General features: G+C 69.1%; 21 protein-coding genes and 1 tRNA gene. 11 read left to right on the plus strand and 11 right to left on the minus strand.

Features of this window, described 5'->3' with window-relative positions:
- Positions 1–123 precede the first annotated feature (123 nt).
- From ACFYTS_RS09445 to ACFYTS_RS09480, 8 genes are all read right to left on the minus strand, one after another.
- Positions 124–1,581, minus strand: coding sequence for a dihydrolipoyl dehydrogenase family protein (locus tag ACFYTS_RS09445; RefSeq protein ID WP_387302477.1), 1,458 nt, complete (start codon positions 1,579–1,581; stop codon positions 124–126).
- Positions 1,582–1,600: 19 nt separating this feature from the next.
- Positions 1,601–2,014 (minus strand): VOC family protein, encoded by a 414-nt coding sequence (locus tag ACFYTS_RS09450; RefSeq protein ID WP_387302479.1) that lies wholly within the window; start codon positions 2,012–2,014, stop codon positions 1,601–1,603.
- A 68-nt stretch (positions 2,015–2,082) separates the two neighbouring features.
- On the minus strand, positions 2,083–2,934 hold the full coding sequence (locus tag ACFYTS_RS09455; protein ID WP_387302481.1) for an alpha/beta fold hydrolase: 852 nt from the start codon (positions 2,932–2,934) through the stop codon (positions 2,083–2,085).
- A gap of 292 nt (positions 2,935–3,226) precedes the next feature.
- Positions 3,227–3,589 carry a hypothetical protein gene (locus tag ACFYTS_RS09460; protein WP_387302483.1) on the minus strand — a complete coding sequence of 121 codons (363 nt, stop codon included), beginning with the start codon at positions 3,587–3,589 and terminating at the stop codon, positions 3,227–3,229.
- Positions 3,590–3,802: 213 nt separating this feature from the next.
- A tRNA-Ala gene (locus tag ACFYTS_RS09465) sits at positions 3,803–3,875 on the minus strand.
- Positions 3,876–4,246: 371 nt separating this feature from the next.
- Positions 4,247–4,531, minus strand: a complete 285-nt coding sequence (locus ACFYTS_RS09470) for a hypothetical protein (protein ID WP_357280569.1) — start codon at positions 4,529–4,531, stop codon at positions 4,247–4,249.
- Between the two features lie 19 nt (positions 4,532–4,550).
- Positions 4,551–5,111, minus strand: coding sequence for a TetR/AcrR family transcriptional regulator (locus ACFYTS_RS09475; protein ID WP_357280861.1), 561 nt, complete (start codon positions 5,109–5,111; stop codon positions 4,551–4,553).
- Positions 5,112–5,308: 197 nt separating this feature from the next.
- On the minus strand, positions 5,309–6,019 hold the full coding sequence (locus ACFYTS_RS09480) for a uracil-DNA glycosylase (protein ID WP_357280567.1): 711 nt from the start codon (positions 6,017–6,019) through the stop codon (positions 5,309–5,311).
- A gap of 119 nt (positions 6,020–6,138) precedes the next feature.
- Here ACFYTS_RS09480 and ACFYTS_RS09485 point away from each other — a divergent pair, with 119 nt between their 5' ends.
- The 7 genes from ACFYTS_RS09485 to ACFYTS_RS09515 all read left to right on the plus strand — a co-directional run bounded on the left by ACFYTS_RS09485 (position 6,139) and on the right by ACFYTS_RS09515 (position 13,852).
- Positions 6,139–6,813, plus strand: coding sequence for a trimeric intracellular cation channel family protein (locus ACFYTS_RS09485; protein ID WP_357280564.1), 675 nt, complete (start codon positions 6,139–6,141; stop codon positions 6,811–6,813).
- A 105-nt stretch (positions 6,814–6,918) separates the two neighbouring features.
- Complete coding sequence (locus ACFYTS_RS09490; RefSeq protein WP_387302486.1) at positions 6,919–7,362, plus strand: GyrI-like domain-containing protein; 444 nt, start codon at positions 6,919–6,921, stop codon at positions 7,360–7,362.
- Positions 7,359–7,793: an effector binding domain-containing protein gene (locus ACFYTS_RS09495; protein ID WP_357280559.1), complete on the plus strand. Its 435-nt coding sequence runs from the start codon at positions 7,359–7,361 to the stop codon at positions 7,791–7,793. The genes ACFYTS_RS09490 and ACFYTS_RS09495 overlap by 4 nt, the downstream gene beginning before the upstream one ends.
- A 236-nt stretch (positions 7,794–8,029) precedes the next feature.
- The gene (locus ACFYTS_RS09500; protein ID WP_357280556.1) at positions 8,030–8,782 is read left to right on the plus strand and encodes a hypothetical protein; all 753 of its coding nucleotides are present in this window, start codon (positions 8,030–8,032) and stop codon (positions 8,780–8,782) included.
- 3 nt (positions 8,783–8,785) lie between these two features.
- Positions 8,786–10,930, plus strand: coding sequence for an Rv1355c family protein (locus ACFYTS_RS09505; protein WP_387302488.1), 2,145 nt, complete (start codon positions 8,786–8,788; stop codon positions 10,928–10,930).
- A gap of 17 nt (positions 10,931–10,947) precedes the next feature.
- Positions 10,948–12,822 carry a putative bifunctional diguanylate cyclase/phosphodiesterase gene (locus ACFYTS_RS09510; RefSeq protein ID WP_387302490.1) on the plus strand — a complete coding sequence of 625 codons (1,875 nt, stop codon included), beginning with the start codon at positions 10,948–10,950 and terminating at the stop codon, positions 12,820–12,822.
- A 130-nt stretch (positions 12,823–12,952) separates the two neighbouring features.
- Positions 12,953–13,852, plus strand: a complete 900-nt coding sequence (locus ACFYTS_RS09515) for an SDR family oxidoreductase (RefSeq protein ID WP_357280548.1) — start codon at positions 12,953–12,955, stop codon at positions 13,850–13,852.
- A 64-nt stretch (positions 13,853–13,916) separates the two neighbouring features.
- Here the strand turns inward: ACFYTS_RS09515 and soxR are convergent, their stop codons facing one another.
- Positions 13,917–14,426 (minus strand): redox-sensitive transcriptional activator SoxR, encoded by a 510-nt coding sequence (soxR, locus tag ACFYTS_RS09520; RefSeq protein WP_357280545.1) that lies wholly within the window; start codon positions 14,424–14,426, stop codon positions 13,917–13,919.
- Positions 14,427–14,552: 126 nt separating this feature from the next.
- On the opposite strand from soxR, the gene arcA reads away from it, so the two are divergent.
- Together arcA and ACFYTS_RS09530 are read left to right on the plus strand one after the other, a co-directional pair.
- The gene (arcA, locus tag ACFYTS_RS09525) at positions 14,553–15,779 is read left to right on the plus strand and encodes an arginine deiminase (RefSeq protein WP_387302493.1); all 1,227 of its coding nucleotides are present in this window, start codon (positions 14,553–14,555) and stop codon (positions 15,777–15,779) included.
- 7 nt (positions 15,780–15,786) lie between these two features.
- Positions 15,787–16,161: a GntR family transcriptional regulator gene (locus ACFYTS_RS09530; RefSeq protein WP_357280540.1), complete on the plus strand. Its 375-nt coding sequence runs from the start codon at positions 15,787–15,789 to the stop codon at positions 16,159–16,161.
- Between the two features lie 21 nt (positions 16,162–16,182).
- Here the strand turns inward: ACFYTS_RS09530 and ACFYTS_RS09535 are convergent, their stop codons facing one another.
- Complete coding sequence (locus ACFYTS_RS09535) at positions 16,183–17,790, minus strand: dolichyl-phosphate-mannose--protein mannosyltransferase (RefSeq protein ID WP_387302495.1); 1,608 nt, start codon at positions 17,788–17,790, stop codon at positions 16,183–16,185.
- A 138-nt stretch (positions 17,791–17,928) separates the two neighbouring features.
- On the opposite strand from ACFYTS_RS09535, the gene rsmI reads away from it, so the two are divergent.
- Positions 17,929–18,783: a 16S rRNA (cytidine(1402)-2'-O)-methyltransferase gene (gene rsmI, locus ACFYTS_RS09540; RefSeq protein ID WP_357280536.1), complete on the plus strand. Its 855-nt coding sequence runs from the start codon at positions 17,929–17,931 to the stop codon at positions 18,781–18,783.
- 109 nt (positions 18,784–18,892) lie between these two features.
- Positions 18,893–20,125, plus strand: a complete 1,233-nt coding sequence (locus ACFYTS_RS09545) for a cytochrome P450 (RefSeq protein ID WP_387302497.1) — start codon at positions 18,893–18,895, stop codon at positions 20,123–20,125.
- On the opposite strand, the gene ACFYTS_RS09550 is transcribed toward ACFYTS_RS09545, so the two are convergent.
- The gene (locus ACFYTS_RS09550; RefSeq protein WP_387302877.1) at positions 20,026–22,194 is read right to left on the minus strand and encodes an MMPL family transporter; all 2,169 of its coding nucleotides are present in this window, start codon (positions 22,192–22,194) and stop codon (positions 20,026–20,028) included. The two genes, ACFYTS_RS09545 and ACFYTS_RS09550, sit on opposite strands and share 100 nt — an antisense overlap.
- Between the last annotated feature and the right edge of the window lie 46 nt (positions 22,195–22,240).

Raw genomic sequence — 22,240 nt, forward strand, 5'->3', positions numbered from 1 at the left:
TGCTCCTGCGTCGAGGGCGGGGCGAAAGATGCTGGTCATGGTGGTGACGCTAGGAGCCGTCGGGTGCGGGCCGCGAGCGTCGGATGACGTACTCGCTGACGGTCACCCGACGGCGCTCCGCCGTCAGGGCTTCGCGCGCTGATCGCGGTAGGTCTCCAGCAGCCGCAGCCACACCTCGCTGATGGTGGGGAACGACGGCACCGCATGCCAGAGGCGGTCCACGGTGATCTCACCGGTGATGGCGATGGTCGCCGAATGCAGCAGCTCCGCCACGCCCGGCCCGGCGAAGGTGGCCCCGACGATCACCCGGCGCTCCGGGTCGATGAGGATGCGCGCCCGGCCGCGATACTCCGGATCGTGCTGGATCGCGCCCGCGACCCGGCCGATCTCGTAGTCGACGACATCCACCGTGCGGTCCAGCCGCGCCGCCTCCTCGGTGGTGAGGCCGACCGCGGCGATCTCCGGATCGGTGAACACCACCTGCGGTACCGCGACCAGGTCGGCGGTCCCGGCGTGCGCGCCCCACGGCGAACGGTCCAGCTCCCGTCCGGCCGCCCGATCGGCGATGACCTGCCCGGCGATCCGCGCCTGATACTTGCCCTGATGGGTGAGCAGCGCCCGGTGATTGACATCGCCTACGGCGTACAGCCATTCGCCGTCGACCGCGGTCACGGTGAACGCGTCATCGGTGGCGAGCCAGTCGCCGGGGACCGAACCGACTGTCTCCAAGCCGATATCGTCGGTGCGCGGCGCCCGGCCCGTCGCGAACAGCAGCTCGTCGACGACGATCCGCTCACCGCCGGACAGGCCGAGGTGGATGCCGTCGTCGGGTCCACCCGCCCGTTCCGCGGTCACGATGCCCGAACCGAACCGCAGGTCGACACCGGCCGCCCGCAGCCGGCCGGCGACCAGGTCCGCGGCGAACTCCTCGACGCGGGCGAGCAGCCGCGGTTCCCGCGCGATGAGCACGACCTCGGCCCCCAGAGCCCGCCACGCCGTGGCCATTTCGACGGCGACCACTCCCGCGCCCACGATGCCGAGCCGGCGCGGCACCTCGCGGGCACTGGTGGCCTCACGACTGGTCCACGGCCGCAACGCATCCAGACCCGGCAGCGGCGGCAGCGCCGCCCGGGTACCCGTGCACACCGCGACCGCGTGCCGGGCCCGCAATCGCACGGTCCCGCCGCCGGGAGTCGCGACCGTCACCTCCCGCACCCCGTCGAGCCGCCCGTGACCGCGAATCAAGGCGATACCCGCTGATTCGAGCCATTCGACCTGACCCCGATCGTCCCAATCGGCCGCCATCCGGTCGCGATGCTTCAGGACCGCGTCGGCATCGAGGGGGCCGGTGACCGCGTTCGCGACGCCCGGGAACCGCGCGGCCTCGCCGTACAGCAACGCGGGCCGCAGCAGCGCCTTGCTGGGTTCGCAAGCCCAGTACGAACATTCGCCGCCGACCAGCTCGGATTCGACGATGACGGTGCGGAGTCCCGCGGCGGCGGTGCGGTCGGCGACATTCTCGCCGACCGGCCCCGCCCCGAGGACGATGACGTCGTACATCTGGATGTTCTCGTCGGACATGATCTGCTTTCGGTCCGGGTCAGCGGCCGGGCGCGCGCTGAGTGATTTCCTGCAGGAACCAGCTGTTGCCGTCGGGGTCGTCGAACGCCGCGAAGGAACCGTAGCTGCGGCGCTCCGGGTGCGCGCCGGCGACGCGATCGGTGGTTCCGGCGTGATGGAAGACGCCGGTCGCGTCCTGGAACGGGCCGTCGACGGCGACCCCGCGCTCGGCCAACTCCGTGACCGCCTTCTCGATATCGGTGACCACCAGGTGCAGGCCGCGCAGTGTTCCCGGCGCGGATTCGCTGACACCCGCCCCGAAGATGATGGAGCATTCGGACCCCGGCGGCGTCACCTGTATCACGCGGTATCCGTCGTTCACCGCGAAATCCGCGTCCAGTCGGAAGCCGAGCCGATCCACATAGAACGCCTTGGCGCGGTCGACATCCGACACGGGCAGCCGACGACTTCGAGTTTCATATCCATGATTGTGTTCTCCTGTGGTGTAAGGATTTTCGAGATTCAGTGCGCCGCCGCGGCGGCCTGCTCGATCACGTCCGCGACCACATCCGGATGCGACACGGCAACCGAATGCGACGCCTTCACCTCGGTGACCGTCGCGTGCGCCCGCTCGGCCATGAACCGCTGCGCCTGCACCGGGATATTCAGATCCTCGGTGGTGACGATGTCCCAGCTGGGCTTCTCCTGCCACCCCGCGACGGTGGCCCGCTCCTCCAACGCCGCCTGCGCGATCGGCCGCTGCGCCGCCGCCGCGAGAGCCGCCTCGCCCTCGGGGACATCGGCCGCGAACTGGGCCCGGAACTTGTCCTGCTGAATGTAGAGATCGGTCCCCGCGACCCCGTCGACGCCGGTGTACGCCACCGGATTCAGCGTGCCCGGCAGCGTCGACCCCGGGAACTTGTTGGTCAGTTCGAGCGCGTTCTCACCGACCGCGGGCAGAAACGCGGCCACATAGACCAGACCCTTCACCTTGTCGTTCCCCGCGGCCGCCGCACTGATGACGGACCCGCCGTAGGAATGCCCGACCAGAACGACGGGCCCATCGATCTTGCTGATCAACCCCCGCAGCGAGGCGGCATCGCTCGCCGGACCCCGCAGCGGATTGGCCGCCGCCACCACGGGATACCGATCCTTCCGCAGCTTCTCGATCACCGCGTTCCAACTCGACCCGTCGGCGAACGCCCCGTGCTCCAGCACGATGGTCGGCCGCGGCGCGTCATCCACGGGCCCGGCCTTGGTGACGGCCTCCGCGCTGCACGCAACAACCAGACCACCCCCGGCCACCCCCGCCACGACCGCCGTGGCAACCCGCGCCGCCCGCCGCCGCAGCCATCCATATCCATTGCCGACCATGAGTTCTCATCCTCCGAAGCAGTGAGATCCAACAACGTGATCCCACTGTCGCCGTCCGGCCCCCACCGCCACATCCGTCAGCTGACGCTGCCGGCGACGTACACCCTCGGTACGCCGTCAGTCGAGGTCGGCGATCTCGACGCTGCCGAGGAACCCACCGCCGGTAGGGCGAGATACCAAAACTACTGGCACGGTGGGTTTTAGAGCGACTCATCTCGCTCCGGCCGATGCATGACCCTCGAAACGACAACCGCCCGTGACCTCTGTCGAGGTCACGGGCGGTGACTGTGGACTAAGGGTTGTAGACCTCGACGTAGGCATTTGTCGCCACGGCGAAGACGCCGGGACCCATTCCGGTGCACCCTGCCGAGATGGTTTGACCAGACGGTGTGAAGGGATAGCTGAGCACCTTGTAGGACCCGATGGCGTACAGCGGGAACGGCCCGCTGGAGTAGAGGCCGACACAGTCGAGATGGAGCACATAGTTGGTGCCGCCGTCCGCCCCGCAGACCGCGGACGCGTCGAACACCCCTCTTGTCACGGCGCAGTCCTGTGGCGCGGCCTGCGCGCTACCCGACCCGGCAACCGCCGCCAAGCCCAATCCCGAAACACTCATGGCCGCAACCGTCGCGGCGATACCCAATGACTTGCCCATGAATCCCCTCGGTTCGTATCGCATGAAGAGCCAGGAGCCGACTCCCGATCGGACTACCCAACTCGAGGAACCAAACACCCGACACCATCTGCCGGACGTTCCAAGGCGTATCGGGCAGATGCCCAGTTTCGTTTCGGAAGGCACCTTCCGAATCCGCGCCTCACCGAACATGCAACAGAGCCGCAGGTCATTGACCTGCGGCTCTGTGTTCTGTGGAGCTAAGGGGAATCGAACCCCTGACCTTCTCGATGCGAACGAGACGCGCTACCAACTGCGCTATAGCCCCGCGCCGGATCTTCCGATCCGCGCTCGGAGAACATTAGCAGGTGGGGTGGGGAGTCGGCGAATCGGCTGGTTAGGAGGGGTTTCTTGGGGTGGTGATGTGGATGTGGGCGGGCGTTCCGGGCTGGGGGAGGGGGCTGCGCGGGGATGGTGGGCGGCCCGGGTGGGCGCCGTTCGGGGCGGGAGGTGTTGGACACGGGGGCTCTGGGCGGGCGGAGACGGATCGGGTGGTGGCGGAGAGCTTGGGGGGTGTGCGGGTTTTCGGTGGCGGGCCGGCGGACTGGGGGTGATGGAGTGGGGTACGCGGTGGAATTCGGGGCGGGGGCGGAGGTGGTTCGGGTGCGGGTGATTCCGTTGCTGTCGGGGGTGGGCGGGCTACGGTTGCTGGATTTGTGGGGTGAATTCCTGTCCGGCGAACGGAATTTCGAATACGAGCCGGTGTCGATTCATGTTGATATGAGCATTGATCATGTGCTCGGGGCGGGCGCCGGGGCGGAATTCGTTCGACGCGTACGGGAATGCGGCGGGCAGGCGTTCGGCGAGCGGCTCATCGTCGAACTTCGCTTCGGGGAGAACTCCGATCGGGCGTTCGACATAGTGCACGCCATCGCTCACGATCGGCCCGAATTCCGGGACTCGAGCGCGCGCGTCGCGGGCCACACCGGTCCGGTCCGAACGGTCAGGCCGGTTCGCTGTAGGAGTCGAGGACTCGCAGGAACAGGTCGATCCGGTATTCGCGGACCGCGGGGTTGTCCGGCTCCAACAGGCATTGGGCCAGGGTGCCGTCGTGTACCGCCACCAGCGCCCGTCCCAACGCGGCCGGATCGGGCACGCGCCGGGCATTGCGTCCCATGAGCGCCACCACCACCGGGGTGAGCGCCGCCGCGATCGCCTCCTCACGCGCCACCATCACCTGCCGCAGAGTGGGATTGCGGAGGGCGTGCGCGGTGAACTCCGAGGTGATCCGAAACCACTTGTCGTCCACCGGAACCGCGGTGAGGACCTGTTCCACCGCTCGCCGGGGATCGTTCGCCACCGAGCCGGGCGCGTCCAGCACCGCCGCCGCCTCGGCCAGCATCAGTGCCGACCGCTGCTCCCACATGGCGAGGAACAGCTCCTCCAGCGAGGTGAAGTTCGAGTAGAACGCGCCCCGCGTGAACCCGGCCCGCTCACACACCTGCTCGACCGAGCACCGGCCGAAACCCTCCTCGGCGAACGCCTCGAACGCCGCGTCCAGCAACCGCTGCCGGGTCTCGGCCCGCCGCGGCCGGACGCCGTTACCGCCACCCCGGACGGTCGCGCCGCCCTGCCCGGATTCGTCATCGGCCCTGCTCACGACCGTATCCTAGCCGGTCCGCCCACCCCGCCCGGTTCGCCGACCGGCACACCCTGGAGGGGGCTTCGGGCAAAACCCCGCCAACATGTGCCACTCGGCGGTCAGGGGAGGCCGGCGGCGCGGGCGGCGTCGCGCAGCACCTGCTCCAGCATCGCGGGGGTGAGGCGGCCGGTGAAGGTGTTCTGCTGGGAGGGGTGATAGGTGCCGAACAGGTGGATCGGGGACCGGCCGGGGGCGGCGCCGTCCAGTTCGATATGCGCGCCGTGCCCGAACCGCGGTTTGGGTTTGGGCACCGCCCAGCCGGATTCGGACAGTGCGGGCAGCAGCGCCTGCCAACCCCAGCCGCCGAGCACCACGATCGCCCGCAATGTCGGCGCCAGCAGCGTCAATTCGGTGGTGAGCCAGCGGCGGCAGGTGTCGCGTTCCAGCGGCGTCGGCTTGTTGTCGGGCGGTGCGCAGTGCACCGGCGCGGTCACGCGAGTTCCCAGCAAACGCAGACCGTCGTCCGCGGAAACACTGGTCGGCTGATTGGTCAGGCCGACCGCGTGCATGGCCGCGATGAGCACGTCGCCGCTGCGGTCACCGGTGAACATGCGACCGGTGCGATTGCCGCCGTGCGCCGCGGGCGCCAGCCCCACCACCAGCAGCCGGGCATCGGCCGGACCGAGCCCGGGAACCGGCTTGCCCCAGTAATTCTCGTCACTGAACGCGGCCCGTTTCTCGTGGGCGACCTGTTCGCGCCACGCCACCAGTCGCGGGCAGGCGCGACAGGCGGTCAGTTCCGCATCGAGCTGGGCAATTGTGCGGCACACCAGGCGACTCAATCACATTTCGGCCCGTACCGTGCGGCTGGGCGTCGGCACGGCGGACCGGGCATACTGAGCGCCGTTAGCCGAGAGTTAGCGACCCCAGGAAGGGAACCGGGCGTGCAATGAGTGATCTCGTCGAACTCGGCACCGCCGCCGACGCGGCGCAGAGCGCGGGAAACCTGATGGGAGTGTTCGCATTCGGAGTGTCGGGCGCGCTGCTCGCGGTGCGCCGCCGCTTCGACGTGGTCGGCATCGCGGCCCTGTCGGTGGCGACCGCGACCGGTGGCGGTGTGATCCGCGATCTGGTGATCGGCCGCACCCCGCCACGCGCCTTCGTCGACCTCTCCTACGCGGCGACGGCACTGCTGGCCGCGGTGCTCATCTTCTTCTGGCACCCGCCGGTCCGCCTGACTCGCACCCCGCTCAATGTCGCGGACGCGATCGGTCTCGGCATCTTCTGTGTGACCGGCACGGTCACCGCGTTCCAGCACGGCATGTCGGCGACCTCGGCCGCCGCGCTCGGTTTGGTGACCGCGGTCGGCGGCGGTGTGATCCGCGACGTACTGGCCGGTGTCACACCGAGCGTCCTGAGTGACGGAGAGCTCTACGCGGTCCCCGCGCTGCTCGGATCCGCGGTGACCGCGACCCTGCTGCACTACGGCCAATACACCTACTGGACAGGCGCTTTGGCCGGTGCGGGTGCGGTCGCCCTGCGCCTGCTCGCGCTGTATCGGCACTGGCACGCACCCATGGCCCGCCCGCACCGCCGCCGCGAGGACGACCCCACCGCCCGGTGAGACGAGCGCCTCTGCCGTGTCGCCCGGCACGCTCCCCGGCGATTGATAGCATGGCGAAGGCTTGGCCGACCGGCTGTGAATCACACCTCGAGAGAGTTTCTTCCCATGCAGTTCGAGATCGTCGAGCGGGACGAGATCTGGGTTGCCGGTTTACCGGTGCGCAGTCCCAAACGCGCCCTCGGTGAACTGCGCGATCACGACCTCGAGGTGGCCTGGGCCGCGGTCCTGCACCAGGACCTGGGTGGCCCCCTCGCCTCCGCCTACACCGACTACGCGGCCGAGCTGGGCACCTACAACACCCAGATCGTCGGCTACCAGTGCTCCTCCCTCGACGAGGTGACCCGCGGCCATCTGGTGGCCCGCCTCCCGCGCGGCACCTACGCCCGCTTCTCCTCGATCGGCAATTTCCCGCAGGTGATGACCGACCTGTGGACGCAGATCGCCTACGCCGAGGAGCACAACCAGATCAAGCGCATTCACACCGGTGATTTCGAGACCTACCCGCACGCCTACAAGATCGATCTGTACCTGGCGGTCGAGCCGTCATGACCTACTCGATCGTGGTCCGCCCCGGCGGCGTCTACGGCGGCCTGGTGGTTCCCCGGGTGCGCCCCAGCTTCAAGGTCTCCAACAGTGAGCTCATCGAGTTCCTGCGCGACCGCCTCCGCGACCGCGGCGCCACCCAGCGCCCCCTGGCCACGGTCTACGTCCCCGACCCCGCCGGCAACTACAACGTCCTGGTCTCCTACGAATACCCCGGCCCCGACGAAGCCCCCACCGGCGACATCCTCATCCGGGTCCCCAAGGGCGTCTACGCCCGCTTCAGCCCCAACGGCGACTACCACGACCCTGTCGAGGACGTCTGGGCCCAGGTCGACGACGCCACCGCCTCCGCCGAGATCACCCGCGCCTACCGCGAGGAGATCGAGATCTGGCACGGCCCGTCCGAACTGGAGCTGTTCATCTCCATCCTGGTCTGATAGCTAATTATTAACCGATTGAGAACCGACCGGTCTTGTCGCCGGTTTTCATGGCCGATAGCAATGGTTTGACCTGGCGGGATTTCTATACAACCATTCGGGTTTCGGAAGATTTGCCGGACGCCTGGACAATTTCTGCGGCCTAGCGGATACTCCCCTAGGTGCCAGCGCCGAGTGCGGTGGAAAGACAGCCGTGTCCGGTGGCACTCGGGAGTAAGCAACGGAGTAGGAACAGTATGGCTGTCGAAGCACTCGCGGCCGTCCCGGCGGAAGGCTCCGATGCGGGCCAGATGCGCTTTCGGGACTCGCGGTCCGGCCACGTCTTCGTCGTGGGCACCCCTCAGACTCACGGTGCTCTGTGGCAGGGATTCATGGACGGCGCACTGGCGGCCTACCGCCGTTACGACGTGGAAATGGCACTCGAGTACGACCGGGCGATCAATGGCAGATCGACCCCGATGTTCATCGCCGCAGTCGACGAGGGCGGGCGCGTGGTCGGAGGCCTGCGGGTCCAGGGTCCGTACTCCCATGCCGACGAGTCCCACGCTGTGGCTACCGAATGGCGAGGTCATCGCGGTGAACATGCGCTCCGGCGGATGATCGCCGATCGGTCCAGGGGCGGGGTGGTGGAGCTGAAGGCCGGCTGGGTGGCCCATGATGCCGAGCATCGGAGAGCGGTGCGCGAAGCCGTCGCCCGCTGCATCGTGCATGCCACGAACCTGATGGGCGTGCGCTACGGATTCCTGACCGCCGACCGCGATGTGGCACCGCAGTGGGCGGTCAGCGGTGGTAAACCGGCCTGGTGGATACCCTCGGCGCCGTACCCCGACGAGCGGTACCGGACGGTGTCGCTCTGGTGGGACATGAAGGGATACCGCTCTATCGCCGACGTGAATCAGCGTGAGCTGATGGACGCCGAGCATGAGGAGTTGGCCCGGTTCCCACCGATTTTCCCGGCCCAACAGGGCTCGGTCGAGGGGTCGGCCTGACAAATGCGTATCGAGGAATCCGCGACCGGGGCGTACCGGCCGCTACTGTTGGATGAATCCGATCCGGCTGATGCCGTGCGGATTTCGGAACTCCGAGCCGATGGTCGCATTGAATTCACAGATTTGCGCGACTTGCTGCGTGGCGAATTCGCCGATTTGCCTTCCCCGCCGGAATTGTCGGAAGGCCCGGAAGCTGATCGCTGGGTCTATTATCCGTGGCGTAGCGCTGTGATTGCGCTGCCGGGCGCGGAAATCATGCGCGCGGTTCGATTGGATCGCAATCGAAACAAGATCACTCGCGCCGAACAGGAAATTCTGGCGCGGCAGACGATTGGAATTGTCGGACAGAGCGTCGGGCACACCATCGCCTACACCTTGGCCATGGAGGGCATCTGTGGGCGGCTGCGGCTGGCCGACTTCGACACCGTCGAGCTCACCAATCTGAATCGCCTGCCGGGCGGCCTGTTCGATCTCGGCGTCAACAAGGCGGTGGTCGCGGCCCGGCGTATCGCGGAGCTCGACCCCTACCTCCCGGTCGAGGTGTTCGCGGACGGTGTTCACGACGACAATATGGATGCCTTCCTCGACGGTCTCTCGATCGTCGTCGAGGAGTGCGATTCCCTGGACGTCAAACTCGCCGTCCGCGAGGCCGCGCGGCGGCACCGGCTGCCGTTGCTGATGGAGACCAGCGACCGCGGTCTGCTGGACGTGGAGCGCTTCGATCTGGAACCGGACCGCCGCCCCTTCCACGGAGTGCTCGGCGACTTCGGTGCGGCGCAACTCCGCGGTCTGTCGCCGAAGGAGAAGGCGCCGTTCGTCATTCGCATCCTCGACGCCGCGCGGCTGTCCGACCGTACCGCCGCCAGCATGGTGGAGATCGGCGAGACTCTGGCCAGCTGGCCGCAATTGGCGGGTGACGTGCAGCTGGGCGGCGCCACGGTCGCGGCGGCCGTCCGGCGTATCGGACTCGGTGTGAAGCTGCCATCGGGCCGCACCCGGGTCGATGTGGACCGGCAGCTGGACGAGATCGCCGAGCCTGTTCCGGCCGGAGACCCGGTGTGGCCGCCGGATCCGGTGGCCGAGCCCGCTCCGGCCGACGCGGCCGCGGCGGTGCTCCAGTACGCCCAGCTCGCGCCTTCGGGCGGCAACGCCCAGCCCTGGACGCTCGGCGCCGATGCCGGGACTGTGACGATCGCCCTGGATCCGAGCCGGAGTTCGGCCATCGACATCGGATTCCGCGGCAGCGCGCTGGCCGTCGGCGCGGCGTTGTACAACGCGCGTGTGGCCGCGGCACACCATGGTGTGCTCGGTGATAGCGAACTCCGCGCGGACGGGCCCGGCGTCCTGACCGCGACGTTGCGGCTGGGTGATTCGACCGATTCGGTCCTGGCCCGCGACTACACCGCCCTGGCCACCCGGCACACCAATAGGAAGCTCGGGGCGGTGGGGTCCGCCGATCCCGCGATCCTGGCCGCGCTGGCCGAGGTGGCAGCCGCCGCCGGTGGCGGGCTGCGTCACGTCGCGACCCGGGCAGGTATCGAGTCCGCCGCTGACCTCCTCGGGAGTTCGGACCGGGCGCGATTCCTGACCCCGCGGATCCACGAGGAGATGCTGGCCGAGTTGCGCGGACCGGCGGACGACCTGCGTACCGGTCTGGACGTGCGGAGCATGGAGCTGGGACCCGACGAGAACATCGCGTTCGAGGTCGGCGGGCGGCCGGATGTGGTCGGGCTGCTGCGCGATTGGTCGGCGGGGGCCGGGCTCGGGGCGTACACCTCGGACCGCGTGCTCGCGAGCGCGGCGATCGCGGCGGTGACCTTCCCGACTCCAGCCGCCGGCACCTCCGACCTGATCGCCTACGCCCGGGCCGGTGAGGTGCTGCAACGCGTGTGGATCGAGGCGGAACGGCGAGGGCTGGCGGTGCAGCCGGTGTCTCCGGTGTTCCTGTTCGCCCGACAGTCCGCAGAACTGTACGCGGTTTCCCCGGGGTTCGCCGATACACTGACCTCACTCCAGGGCAGCTTCCTGGACCTGTTGGGAGTGCCTGAACAAGAAACGGTGGCATTGGTGCTTCGCTTGAGTCACGCGCCGAAAGCTTCGGTTCGTAGCAGGCGGCTGCCGATACCGGGCGCGCGCGCCCACAGCTGAACGCGATCGGAGACAAGGTGCCTCGGCGGACACTCGACTCACTGGTGACCCAGGTCGCCTCGGAGTTGATGGGGGTCGATGCCACCACCATGGTGGCGGCCAGCGAGCGCGTGCTGTCCTGGCTGATCGAGCATTTCGATGTCGATACCAGCTTCCTGCGGCATACCGACCCGGAGCGGCGGGCCTCGGTCCTGATCGCGGAATGGCCGCCGCGCCCCGTGGTGCCGAACCCCGACCCGCTCCAGGTCACCTACTTCGACGGCTCCGATTCGGTCTTCTCGGCTCTGGAGCACGCCATCGAGCCGATGGTGGTGCGGCCGGGCCCCCAGCACAACGATTATCAGCAGACGATTCGCGATTCGACCGGGGTGGCGGCCGTATCGGTCGCCGCGGTGCCGTTGGTGTCGCGTGGCGAGCCGACCGGTGTGCTGGGGTTCGTGAAAGAGGGCGACCGCGAATGGAGCACTCGCGAGCTCAATGTGCTCAAGGCGATCGCCGCCCTGTTCGCTCAGTTGCAGGCGCGCGTGGTGGCCGAGGAACGGCTCAGATACATCGCCATGCACGACGATCTGACCGGGCTGGTGAACCGGCGCGCGCTGCTGGAGCACATGGAGGACCGGCTGCGGCCCGGTAATGCCGGGCCGGTGGCGACCTTCTTCCTCGATCTGGATCGGCTCAAGGCACTCAACGACTTCCTGGGGCACACCGCGGGCGACAATTTCATCCGCTCGCTCTCGACCCGGTTACGCGAGAACCTCGACCCCGCGGACATGATCGCCCGCCTGGGTGGCGACGAGTTCGTGATCGTGCCCGCGAAGCCGATGGACGCGGAGTCGGCCGGGGCGGAGGCGACGCGGATTCAGCAGTTGATCGGGCGGCGGGTGACGGTGGGGGAGGAAACCGTCAGTCGCGGGGCGAGTGTGGGTGTGGCGCTGGGGATTCCGGGGGAGACCACGGTCGCGGATGTGCTGCGGCGGGCCGATCATGCCCTGTTGTCGGCGAAGTCCAGTGGCGGCAATGGGGTGGCTGTTTTCACCGATGCCATGCGGGCGCAGTTCGAGTTGCAGGACGACGTCGAACTGAATTTGCGGAGTGCGGTGTCGGACGGGTCGCTGGTGTTGCACTATCAGCCCGAGGTGGATTTGCGGACGGGGCGGGTCGTCGCGCTGGAGGCGTTGGTGCGGTGGCAGCATCCGACGCGGGGGTTGTTGCCGCCGGGGGCGTTCGTGGGGGTGGCGGAAGCCACGAATCTGGCGGGGGAGCTGGGCCGGTGGGTGATCCGCACGGCCAGCGAGCAGTTCGCGTTGTGGCGGCGGCGGGGGCTGGCGTCGAATGTGGTGATCCGGATCAATGTGTCTCCGGTGCAGCTGGTTTCGCTGGACTTCGTGGAGACCATGGAGGGGATTCTGCGGCGGTACGGGATCGACGGGTCGTCGGTGTGTCTGGAGATCACCGAACATGTTGTGGTGCAGGATCTCGCGCGCACGCAGGTGACGTTGCGCGGGCTCAAGCGGATGGGCGTGCAGATCGCGATCGACGACTTCGGGACGGGGTATTCGTCGCTGTCGCATCTGAAGGCGCTGCCGGTGGACGCGGTGAAGATCGACCGCGGGTTCGTGCAGCGGCTGGGCGCCAGCGCGGATGATCTGGCGATCGTGAAATCGATTGTGGGGCTGGCTGGTTCGTTCGGTCTGGGCGTGGTCGGCGAGGGGGTGGAGACCACGGTGGCGGCGCGCACGCTGGTGGCGCTGGGCTGTTATCGGGCGCAGGGCTTCCTGATCGCGCGGCCGATGCCGGCCGAGGAGGTCGAGGAGCATCTGGCGGCGGGCCGGATCGCGCTGGATCTGGATCTGCCCGGTACCAGCCGGTCGGTCCTGCCAGGACCGTCCTGACCTGCCCGGAGATGACCCGAACCCCCAGGGAAATCGGGGCGAAACCGGTACTCGTCCGACTCGCGAACACTATTGTTCGTGATGTAGCGTGCGGTTCTGACAGGGCTGTCGAAGTAAGGGATGGATCGGCGTGCGTGATCGTGGCCTGAGCGGCAAGAAGACTTTGATTACCGGCGCGGCGAGCGGCATCGGCCGGGCCACGGCACTGGCGGCGGCCCGCAAGGGCGCCCGGCTGGTGCTCACCGACGTGAACGTCGAGGGGCTGGACGCCACCGTCGAATCCATCCGTTCCGGCGGCGGCACCGTGGAGGTGGCCACCGCCCTCGACATCAGCGACTACGAGGCCGTCACCGCGTTCGCGGAGCAGGTGCACGAGCAGCTCGGCTCGCTCGACGTGGTGATGAACATCGCGGGCGTCTCCACCTGGGGCACCGTCGAGAACCTCGAGCACAAGCACTGGAAGCGCATGGTGGATGTGAACCTCATGGGTCCCATCCACGTGATCGAGAACTTCGTGCCGCCCATGGTCCAGGCCGGGCGGGGCGGGGCGCTGGTCAATGTGTCCTCCGCGGCCGGTCTGCTCGCGCTGCCCTGGCACGCCGCGTACAGCGCCAGCAAGTTCGGTCTGCGCGGCGTCTCGGAGGTGCTGCGCTTCGATCTGGCCCGCCACGACATCGATGTCCACCTGGTGGTGCCGGGCGCGGTCGACACCCCGCTGGTGCAGACCGTGGACATCGTCGGCGTCGACCGTGACGACCCGCGAATCCAGGCCTGGATCAGGCGCTTCCGCCGCCACGCCAAGTCCCCGGACGAGGTGGCCCAGACGATTCTGCGCGGCGTGGAGAAGGGCACCTACCTGATCCACACCCAGTTCGACATCCGCTTCGGCTACTGGTGGGCCCGCAAGTTCGCCTGGCCGTACGAGTTCGCCATGCGTCGCGCCAACGACCTGTTCACCACCTTCCTGCCCAGGTCGGAGCCGAAGTCCGAGCGGCAGGCCGAAGTGACGGGTGCGAGCACGGCGGATTGACCGTCGGCGTCGGGCCGGGCGGTAGGCCGCACGGTGGCCGGACCTGGTGCGACGGATCGGCCGGTCAGATCTGATCGGCGGTCGGTTCGCAGACGCCGGGCTTGGTGCAGTTCTCGGCCGCGTGCGTGTCGAGCACCCGCGCGCCCGGTCCCTCGTCGCCCAGATGGTCGTGGGCGTTGAAGATCTTGCACACGCCCAGCGACAGGCACCCGCAGCCGATGCAGCCGGTGAGGTTGTCGCGCAGCCGCACCAGCTGTTCGATGCGGTCGTCGAGATCGGCGCGCCAGGCGGTGGACAGGGTCTCCCAGTCGCGGCGGCTGGGGTTGCGCCCGTCGGGCAGATTGTCGAGGGCGTGGCGGATCTCGGCGAGCGGTATGCCGACCCGCTGGGAGATGCGGATGAAGGCGACCCGGCGCAGGGTCTCGCGGGAGTAGCGGCGCTGGTTGCCGCTGGTCCGGCGGGCGCTGATCAGCCCTTCTCGTTCGTAGAAGTGCAAGGCGGACACCGATACTCCGGCTCGCTGGGCGAGCTGACCGGGGGTCAGCTCCTTCGCCTGCCACGACGCGGTCTGCATTCCTGAACATTACTCCAGGTTTCTTGTCACGGCGACCCGGCGACCGGAGGATTCACCGGGACGACTCGAGCTTTTCCCGGGTGCGAATTGCATGCCATCCGTGCCGCGGGCAACTACCGTCGTGTCATGGGAACAAAGGCCGCACCCACGGCGCGACCGTTTTCCGTGACCTCGGAGGTCGGCGCACTGCGCACGGTGCTGTTGCACCGCCCGGGCGACGAGCTGCGCAGGCTCACCCCGCGCAACAACGATCAGCTGCTGTTCGACGCCATTCCGTGGGTGGAGCGCGCCCAGCAGGAGCACGATATCTTCGCCGAAGTGCTGCGCGGCCGCGGGGTCGAGGTGCTGCTGCTGGCCGATGTGCTCACCGAGACCATCCAGGGCAGCGGCGCCGCCCGGATCCAGGGTATTTCCGGGGCGGTGGACGCCCGCCGGCTCGGTCACGTGCTGGCCGACGAGCTGGCCGCCCACCTGCGCCGGGTGCCCGCCCCGGAGCTGGCGCAGATCCTGATGTCCGGCATGACATTCGACGAGCTGCCGTTCGTTCAGGACGCCACCTCGCTGGTGCGCCGCATGCATCACGGCCACGATTTCGTCATCGATCCGCTGCCGAACCTGCTGTTCACCCGGGACTCGTCGTTCTGGGTCGGCCCGCGCGTGGCGATCACCTCGCTGGCGCTGCCCGCCCGGGCCCGCGAAACCTCGCTCACCGACCTGATTTACGCCTTTCACCCCCGTTTCCTGGGTGTGCGCCGGGCCTACGAATCGCACACCGCGCCCATCGAGGGCGGCGACGTGCTGCTGCTGTCCCCGGGCGTGGTGGCGGTCGGGGTGGGTGAGCGCACCACCGCCGCGGGGGCGGAAGCATTGGCGCGCAGTCTCTTCGAGGATGATCTGGCCCACACCGTACTCGTCGTGCCGATCGCCCAGACCCGTGCGACCATGCATCTCGACACGGTCTGCACCATGGTCGACGTCGACGCCGTGGTCATGTATCCGGCGATCCAGGATGAGTTGTGCGCCTTCACCATTCGTAAGGAGGAGGGTGGCGTGAGCATCTCCGGCCCCGACCCCTTCCTGCGGGTGGCCGCCGAGGCCATGGGCATCGGCAAGCTGCGGGTGGTCGACACCGGCCTGGACGGCGTCACCGCCGAACGGGAGCAGTGGGACGACGGCAACAACACCCTCGCCCTGGCCCCCGGCGTGGTGGTGGCCTACGAACGCAACGAGAACACCAATGCGCGGCTCGAAGACGCCGGAATCGAGGTGCTGCGCATCCCCGGCTCCGAGCTGGGTTCCGGCCGCGGCGGTCCGCGCTGCCTGTCCTGCCCGTTGTCGCGTGACGAGGTGTGATGAAGCCATGCTGGACATCCCGGTCGACCACCACTCGACGGTCCCGCCGTATGAGCAGCTGCGCCAGGGCATCATCGCCCGGGTGCGCTCCGGTGAGCTCGCCGCCGGCACCAAGATCCCCACGGTCCGGGCGCTGGCGGCGACGCTGAAGCTGGCCCCCAATACGGTGGCGCGCGCCTACCGCGAGCTGGAGCAGGACGGCATGCTCGAAACCCGCGGGCGGCTGGGCTCTTTCATCGCGTCCTCGGGCGACCCGACCCGCGACCTGGCGGGCCGCGCCGCCACCGAGTACGTCGCCGTGATCAGGCGACTAGGCCTGGACGACGACGCCGCGGAGCGCTATCTGCACGCCGCGCTCGGCGAGAACGACACGGCGCCATAGTTTCCGGCCCCGCCGTCGGTCCTACCTCCAGCTGGGCAGCCACAGGTGGTCGTGCCAGTTGCCGGGTGTGATCGGCATACCGGTCAGGATCGGCCACAGCCAGATGAAATTGGCGATGACCAGCGCCAGGTACAGGCACACCAGCAGCAGCCCCAGCCCCTGTCGTTCGCTGGGCGGGGTGAACATCTGCCAGCCCGGCGCGCCCGAGAGCCGCCGTCCGCTGGGCGGCGCGTGCCCGAGGATGTCGCCGAGCGCCAGCGCCACGCCCATGGCCAGGAACGGGGCCAGCGGCACCGCGTAGAAGAAGTACATCTGCCGGTCCAGATCCAGGAACCAGGGCAGGATTCCCGCCCCGTACCCGACCAGGACGGCGGCGTAGCGCCAGTCGCGCCGCACGATGCTGCGCCACAGCGCCCACCCGAGCATGGGGAAGACCACCCACCACAGCGCGGGCGTGCCGATCGCCATGACCGCCTTGACGCAGGCGGCCTGCCCGCAACCGCTGACATTGGTGTCGGCGTAGTAGTAGAGCATCGGCCGCAGTCCCATGGGCCAGGTCCACGGCTTGGATTCCCACGGATGGTGATTGCCCGCGGAGTTGGTGAGCTCCTTGTGGAAGTTGAGGACCTCGCCGCCGTAGTACCAGAGTCCGCGCAACGCGCCGGGCACCCACGAGAAGTCCCCGCCGCGACCGACCTTCGACCCGACCGCGTACCGGTCGTAGCTGGTCTCGCTGGCGAACCAGCCCCAGAAGGACAGGAGGTAGACGAACACCGGCACGACCATCAGCGCGTAGACGGTGGGCCCGAGGTCGCGCCGGGCGACGCCCTCCCACGGCTTCTTCACCCGATACCCACGTCGCGCGGCCAGGTCGAACGCCAGTGACAGCGCCGCGAACCCGACGATCCAGTACGCGCCGGACCATTTGGTGCCGCAGGCCAGTCCGAGCATGAGGCCCGCGCCGAACCGCCACCAGCGCACGCCGAACCGCGGCCCGTATTCGGTGTCGTCGATGCGTCCCTCGGCGGCGACCCGCGCGATGCGGGTGCGGATGTCGTCGCGGTCCACGACCAGGCAGCCGAAGGCCGCGGTGACGAACAGCGTCTGGAAGATGTCGAGCATGCCGATGCGGGAGGACACGAAGGTGAGTCCGTCGCAGATCAGCAGGATGCCCGCGAACGCGCCGATCAGGGTGGATCGCGTCATTCGCCGCACGATGCGGATCACGAGCAGCACCAGCAGCGTTCCGGAGACGGCGGCTGTGAACCGCCAGCCCCACGGCCCGTATCCGAAGATGGCCTCGCCGAGCGCGATCATCTGCTTGCCGACCGGCGGGTGCACCACCAGCCCGTAGCCCGGGTTGTCCTCGACGCCGCCGTTGGTGAGCACCTGCCATCCCTGCGGCGCGTAGTGCTTCTCGTCGAAGACCGGCGTGTGCAGGTCGGTCGGATAGTTCAGCAGCAGGAACCGGGTGATGCCCGCGATCGCGGTGAGGAACAGCGTGACCACCCAGCCCCGCGCCCAGTCCGTGGGCCCGAAATCGGGTGAGGGCACCAGCGGAGCGGGACTCGACAGCGCCGCCGTCTCCGCCTGAACCGCTGACGGTCGCACGTCGGTTACCTGGGTCACGCCGTCGATCGTAAGCGGTCGCGCCCCTCGAGTCGCCTTCCGGTGAGCCGCCGCCACTCCGGTGGCGGCCCCCGGCCGGGGTTCGCGCGCCCGCGCCGGTAGGTTCGGCGGGTGTCTCGGAGTGGAACAGCGGAACAGATGAGCGCCGGGTCCGGTGCGCCGGGCCGGCTGGTCCTGGCGGCGACGCCGATGGGCGATATCGGTGACGCCTCGCAGCGATTGCGGGACGCGCTCGCCACCGCCGACATCGTGGCGGCCGAGGACACGCGGCGGACGCGGTCGCTGGCGAAGGCGCTAGAGCTGGAGATCTCCGGCCGGGTGGTGAGCTTCTACGACCACGTGGAGACCGCGCGCATCCCGATGCTGCTCGAGGAGATCGAGTCCGGGAAGACGGTGCTGCTGGTCACCGACGCGGGCATGCCGTCGGTGAGCGATCCCGGTTATCGGATGGTGGCGGCGTGCGTGGAGCACGGCCTGCCGATCACCTGCCTGCCCGGCCCGTCTGCGGTGACCACCGCGCTGGCCCTGTCCGGCCTGCCCGTCGAACGCTTCTGTTTCGACGGGTTCCCGCCCCGCAAGTCCGGGCAGCGCAAGGAGTGGCTGCGCACGCTGACCTCGGAAGCCCGTGCGGTGGTGTTCTTCGAGGCCCCGCACCGGCTCGCCGACTGCCTGGCCGACGCGGTCGAGGTGCTCGGCCCGACCCGGCGCGCCGCGGTCTGCCGGGAGCTCACCAAGACCTACGAGGAGGTCGTGCGCGGCACGCTGGCGGAGCTGGCCGCCTGGGCCGTCGAGGGGGCGCGCGGTGAGATCACCGTGGTTCTCGAAGGCGCGCAGCCCGTTTCGGCCGAGCCCGCCGATCTGGTCGGCCAGGTCGAAGCCCTGATCGAGTCGGGGCTGCGGTTGAAGGACGCGTGCGCGGAGGTGTCCGCCGCCACCGGAGCGTCGCGTCGCGAGCTGTACGACGCGGTGCTGGCGGCCCGTTCCGCCGAATAGCGCTCCCCGGGTCGGTGATCGGCCCGCGGTTGTCTGGCCAGTGTGCCCACTGGAAGGGGTGCGCCGATGCCGAGCCCGGCCCCGCGGGCCGCTGTTACAGTCCCCGATCATGGTGCATGAGACGGCCGCTCCGGCAAGTGAATTGGTGCTGGAACCGTTCGAGTTGAGCGACGATTTCTATCAGCGGCCGCACGACGCGTACGACGTGTTGCGGGCGCGCGGCGCTGCGCATTTCGTGCGCTTCCCGGACGGCGGGACCGGTTGGCTGGTCACCGATTACGAGGCGGCGAAGGCCGTCTTCCTGGATCCCGCCGTCAGCAAGGCCCTCAAATCGCCGGGCGCGCAGGCCGCGCTCGGTGGTGATGCCGGGGGCGCGGCCATGTTCGGCGACATGATGCTGTTCTACGACCCGCCGGAGCACACCCGGCTGCGGGCGCTGGTGAATCGCGCGTTCAGTGGCCGCGCGGTGCGCGAATTGGCCCCGCGCATCACCGAATTGGCCGACGGTCTGCTGGCCGGGCTGGCCGAGGACGCCGCGACCGAGCAGGATCTGCTGGACCGCTACGCGTTCCCGCTGCCCATGCTGGTGATCTGCGAGCTGCTGGGCGTGCCCAACGAGGACCGCGACAGCTTCCGCGCCTGGTCCACGACCCTGGTCTCCAATGACGAGACCCCCGAGGCCCGTGGCGCCGCCGTCGGCCAGTTCCTCGGCTATATCGACGGATTGATCCGCGCCAAGCAGGAAGCGCCGGCCGATGACCTGCTGTCCGAACTGATCTCGGCCAGTGAGGACGGCGACCGGCTCTCCCACCGCGAGCTGATCAGCATGGTGTTCCTGCTGTTGATCGCGGGTTTCGAGACCACCGTGAACCTGATCTCCAACGCTGTCGCGATCCTGTTGACCGACAACGGAGTCCGGGCCGCTCTCGCCGCGGACCCGGGCCGGATGGCGGATTTCGTCGAGGAAGTCCTGCGCTTCGAGTCCCCGGCCGGCGAGGGCACCTTCCGTTACACGACCGCCCCGGTCACCGTCGGCGGCATCGACATCCCCGCGGGTCAGCGGGTTCTGGTGTCGATGGCCGCCGCCGACCGCGACCCGTCGCGCTTCGACGACCCGCACCGGGTGGACCTGGACCGCGCCGACAAGAACCATCTCGCCTTCGGCTACGGCATCCACCGGTGCGTCGGCGCTCCGCTGGCGCGCATGGAGGGCGGGGTCGCGCTGACCCGCCTGCTCGCGGCCTACCCGGACCTGGTGCTCGCCACCGACGCCGAATTGTCCTGGCGCAAATCGCTGATCGTGCGGGGACTCACCGCGCTGCCGGTCCGCCTCCGCCCCTGACCCGGGGTCCACCAGTTGGCGGGCCCCATCAGTTTCACCAGCGCCGGGACCAGCAGCATGCGGACCAGGGTGGCGTCGATGATCAGCGCGATCACCATGCCGAGGCCGAGGAACCGCATGGGCGTGAGCGGCGACAACGTGAACGCGCCGGTAATGAGCACGAGCAGCGTCGCGGCGGCGGTGATCACGCGCGCGGTCTGCACGGTTCCGACGCGCACCGAGGTCTCGGTGTCCGCGCCCGCGTCGTGCGCTTCCACCATGCGCGACAGCAGGAACACCTCGTAGTCGGTGGAGAGCCCGAACACGACCGCGATGATGAGGACCATCATTCCCGCGGACAGCGGGCCGACACTGATGTGCAGCGCACCCGCCAGATGCCCCTGATCGAAGATCCAGGTGAGCACGCCGAAGGTGGCGGCCAGGCTGAGGAAGGCCATGAGGACGGCCTTGAGCGGCAGGACGATCGAGCGGAACGCCAGCGCCAGCATGAGCAGTGTGACGGCCACCATGACCGCGATCATGAGCGGGAGCCGATCGAGCACGGCCGCGATGCTGTCGACCGTGGTGGCGCTCTCGCCGCCGACCCGCAGTTCGAGTCCGTCCGGATGCAGGTCCCGCAGGTCGCGCACGATGTCCTGGGCGCGCGGTGAGCGGTCCGGGGCGGCGAGCGCGGCGTGCACGATGACGGTGTCGTCGCGGGTATCGAGGGCCAGCGCCTGCCGGACTCCGGGCACGCCGCCGATCTCCCGCAGCGCCCGGCTGACCCCGGCCTGAGTCGGTGTGCCGCCGCCGGTTTCGCGGACCAGGATGGTGGCCCCGCTGTTGGCGGCGGGGAAGTGCGCCGTCAGTTCCTCGACGGCGACCCGGGTTTCATTGCCCGCGGGCAGGGCGGTGTGGTCGATGTCGCCGAGCCGGACACCGGTCAGCGGCGCGGCCAGCACGAGCAGTATCGCGCCGACGGCGAGGGCGATCACGCCCGGCCGCTTCATGACCGCGGTGACAACGCCACCCCAGAACCGTTGCGCCCGAGCCTCGGAACGATCGAAGGCGTCCGCGCGCCAGCTCCACTTGCCGATCCGCGGACCGAGCAGCGCCAGCATGGCGGGCAGCGCGGTCACCGACAGCGCGGCGGCCAGCCCCACCGCGGCGATGGCCCCGATCCCGAGCGAGCGCAGCACCGCCAGCGGGAAGACGAACGTCCCCGCGAACGCGCACATGAGCAGCAGCGCCGAGAACAGCACCGTGCGGCCGGCCGTGCCCAGCGTGCGGGTCACCGCCGCCTCCACGCCGGCTCCGCGCGCGAGTTCCTCCCGGAACCGTCCGACGATGAAAAGCCCGTAGTCGATGGCCAATCCGAGCCCCAGCAGCGACACCACGTTCATGGCGAACACGCTGACCTCGGTGAGCCGCGCGATCAGCCCGACCGCGCCCAGCGCCCCGATCACCGCCAGGGTGCCGATCGCCACCGGCAGCGCGGCGGCCACCACACCGCCGAACACCAGAACCAGCACCAAAGCCGTCAAGGGGATCGAAACGGATTCGGCCAGTACCAGATCGTGCCGTGATTGCGTGCTGATCGTGTCGGCGAGCGCGCTGTACCCGGTCAGCTTCGTGTCGAGCCCGTCGACCCGCAGCGCGGCAGCGATTCTCGGATACTCGGCCACCCGCTGGTTGTCGTCGCCCGCCGAGAACACCACGGCGACCGCCTGCCGCCCGTCCGCCGACCGCAGATACTGTGATCGCGCACTGCTCCAATAGCTTTCGACGGGCCGCCGCAACAGGGCCGGGTCGATGGACGCGATGGCCGCCGTCACCCGCGGCCCGATATCCGCCAGCGACTGCCCTTCGGGCGCGGTGTACACGGCGATGACATCCGGATTCTGTGGCCCCAGCCGCTCGGTCACCCAGGCGTCCACCGCCGTGGATTCACTGCGCGGCACCACGAATCCCGCCGAACTCACCCGCTGCTGCAGTCCGGTCGCGAACACCCCGCAGGCCAGTGCGAACAACACCGCCGCCACCAGCACGGTCTTCGGCCGGGCGACGACCACGCGCGCCCACGCGGCCACGAGACCGCCGACCGCCGCGTGATCACCGGATGCCGCGCCACCGTGC

The organism is Nocardia sp. NPDC004151 (assembly GCF_042874235.1).
GTDB lineage: Bacteria > Actinomycetota > Actinomycetes > Mycobacteriales > Mycobacteriaceae > Nocardia.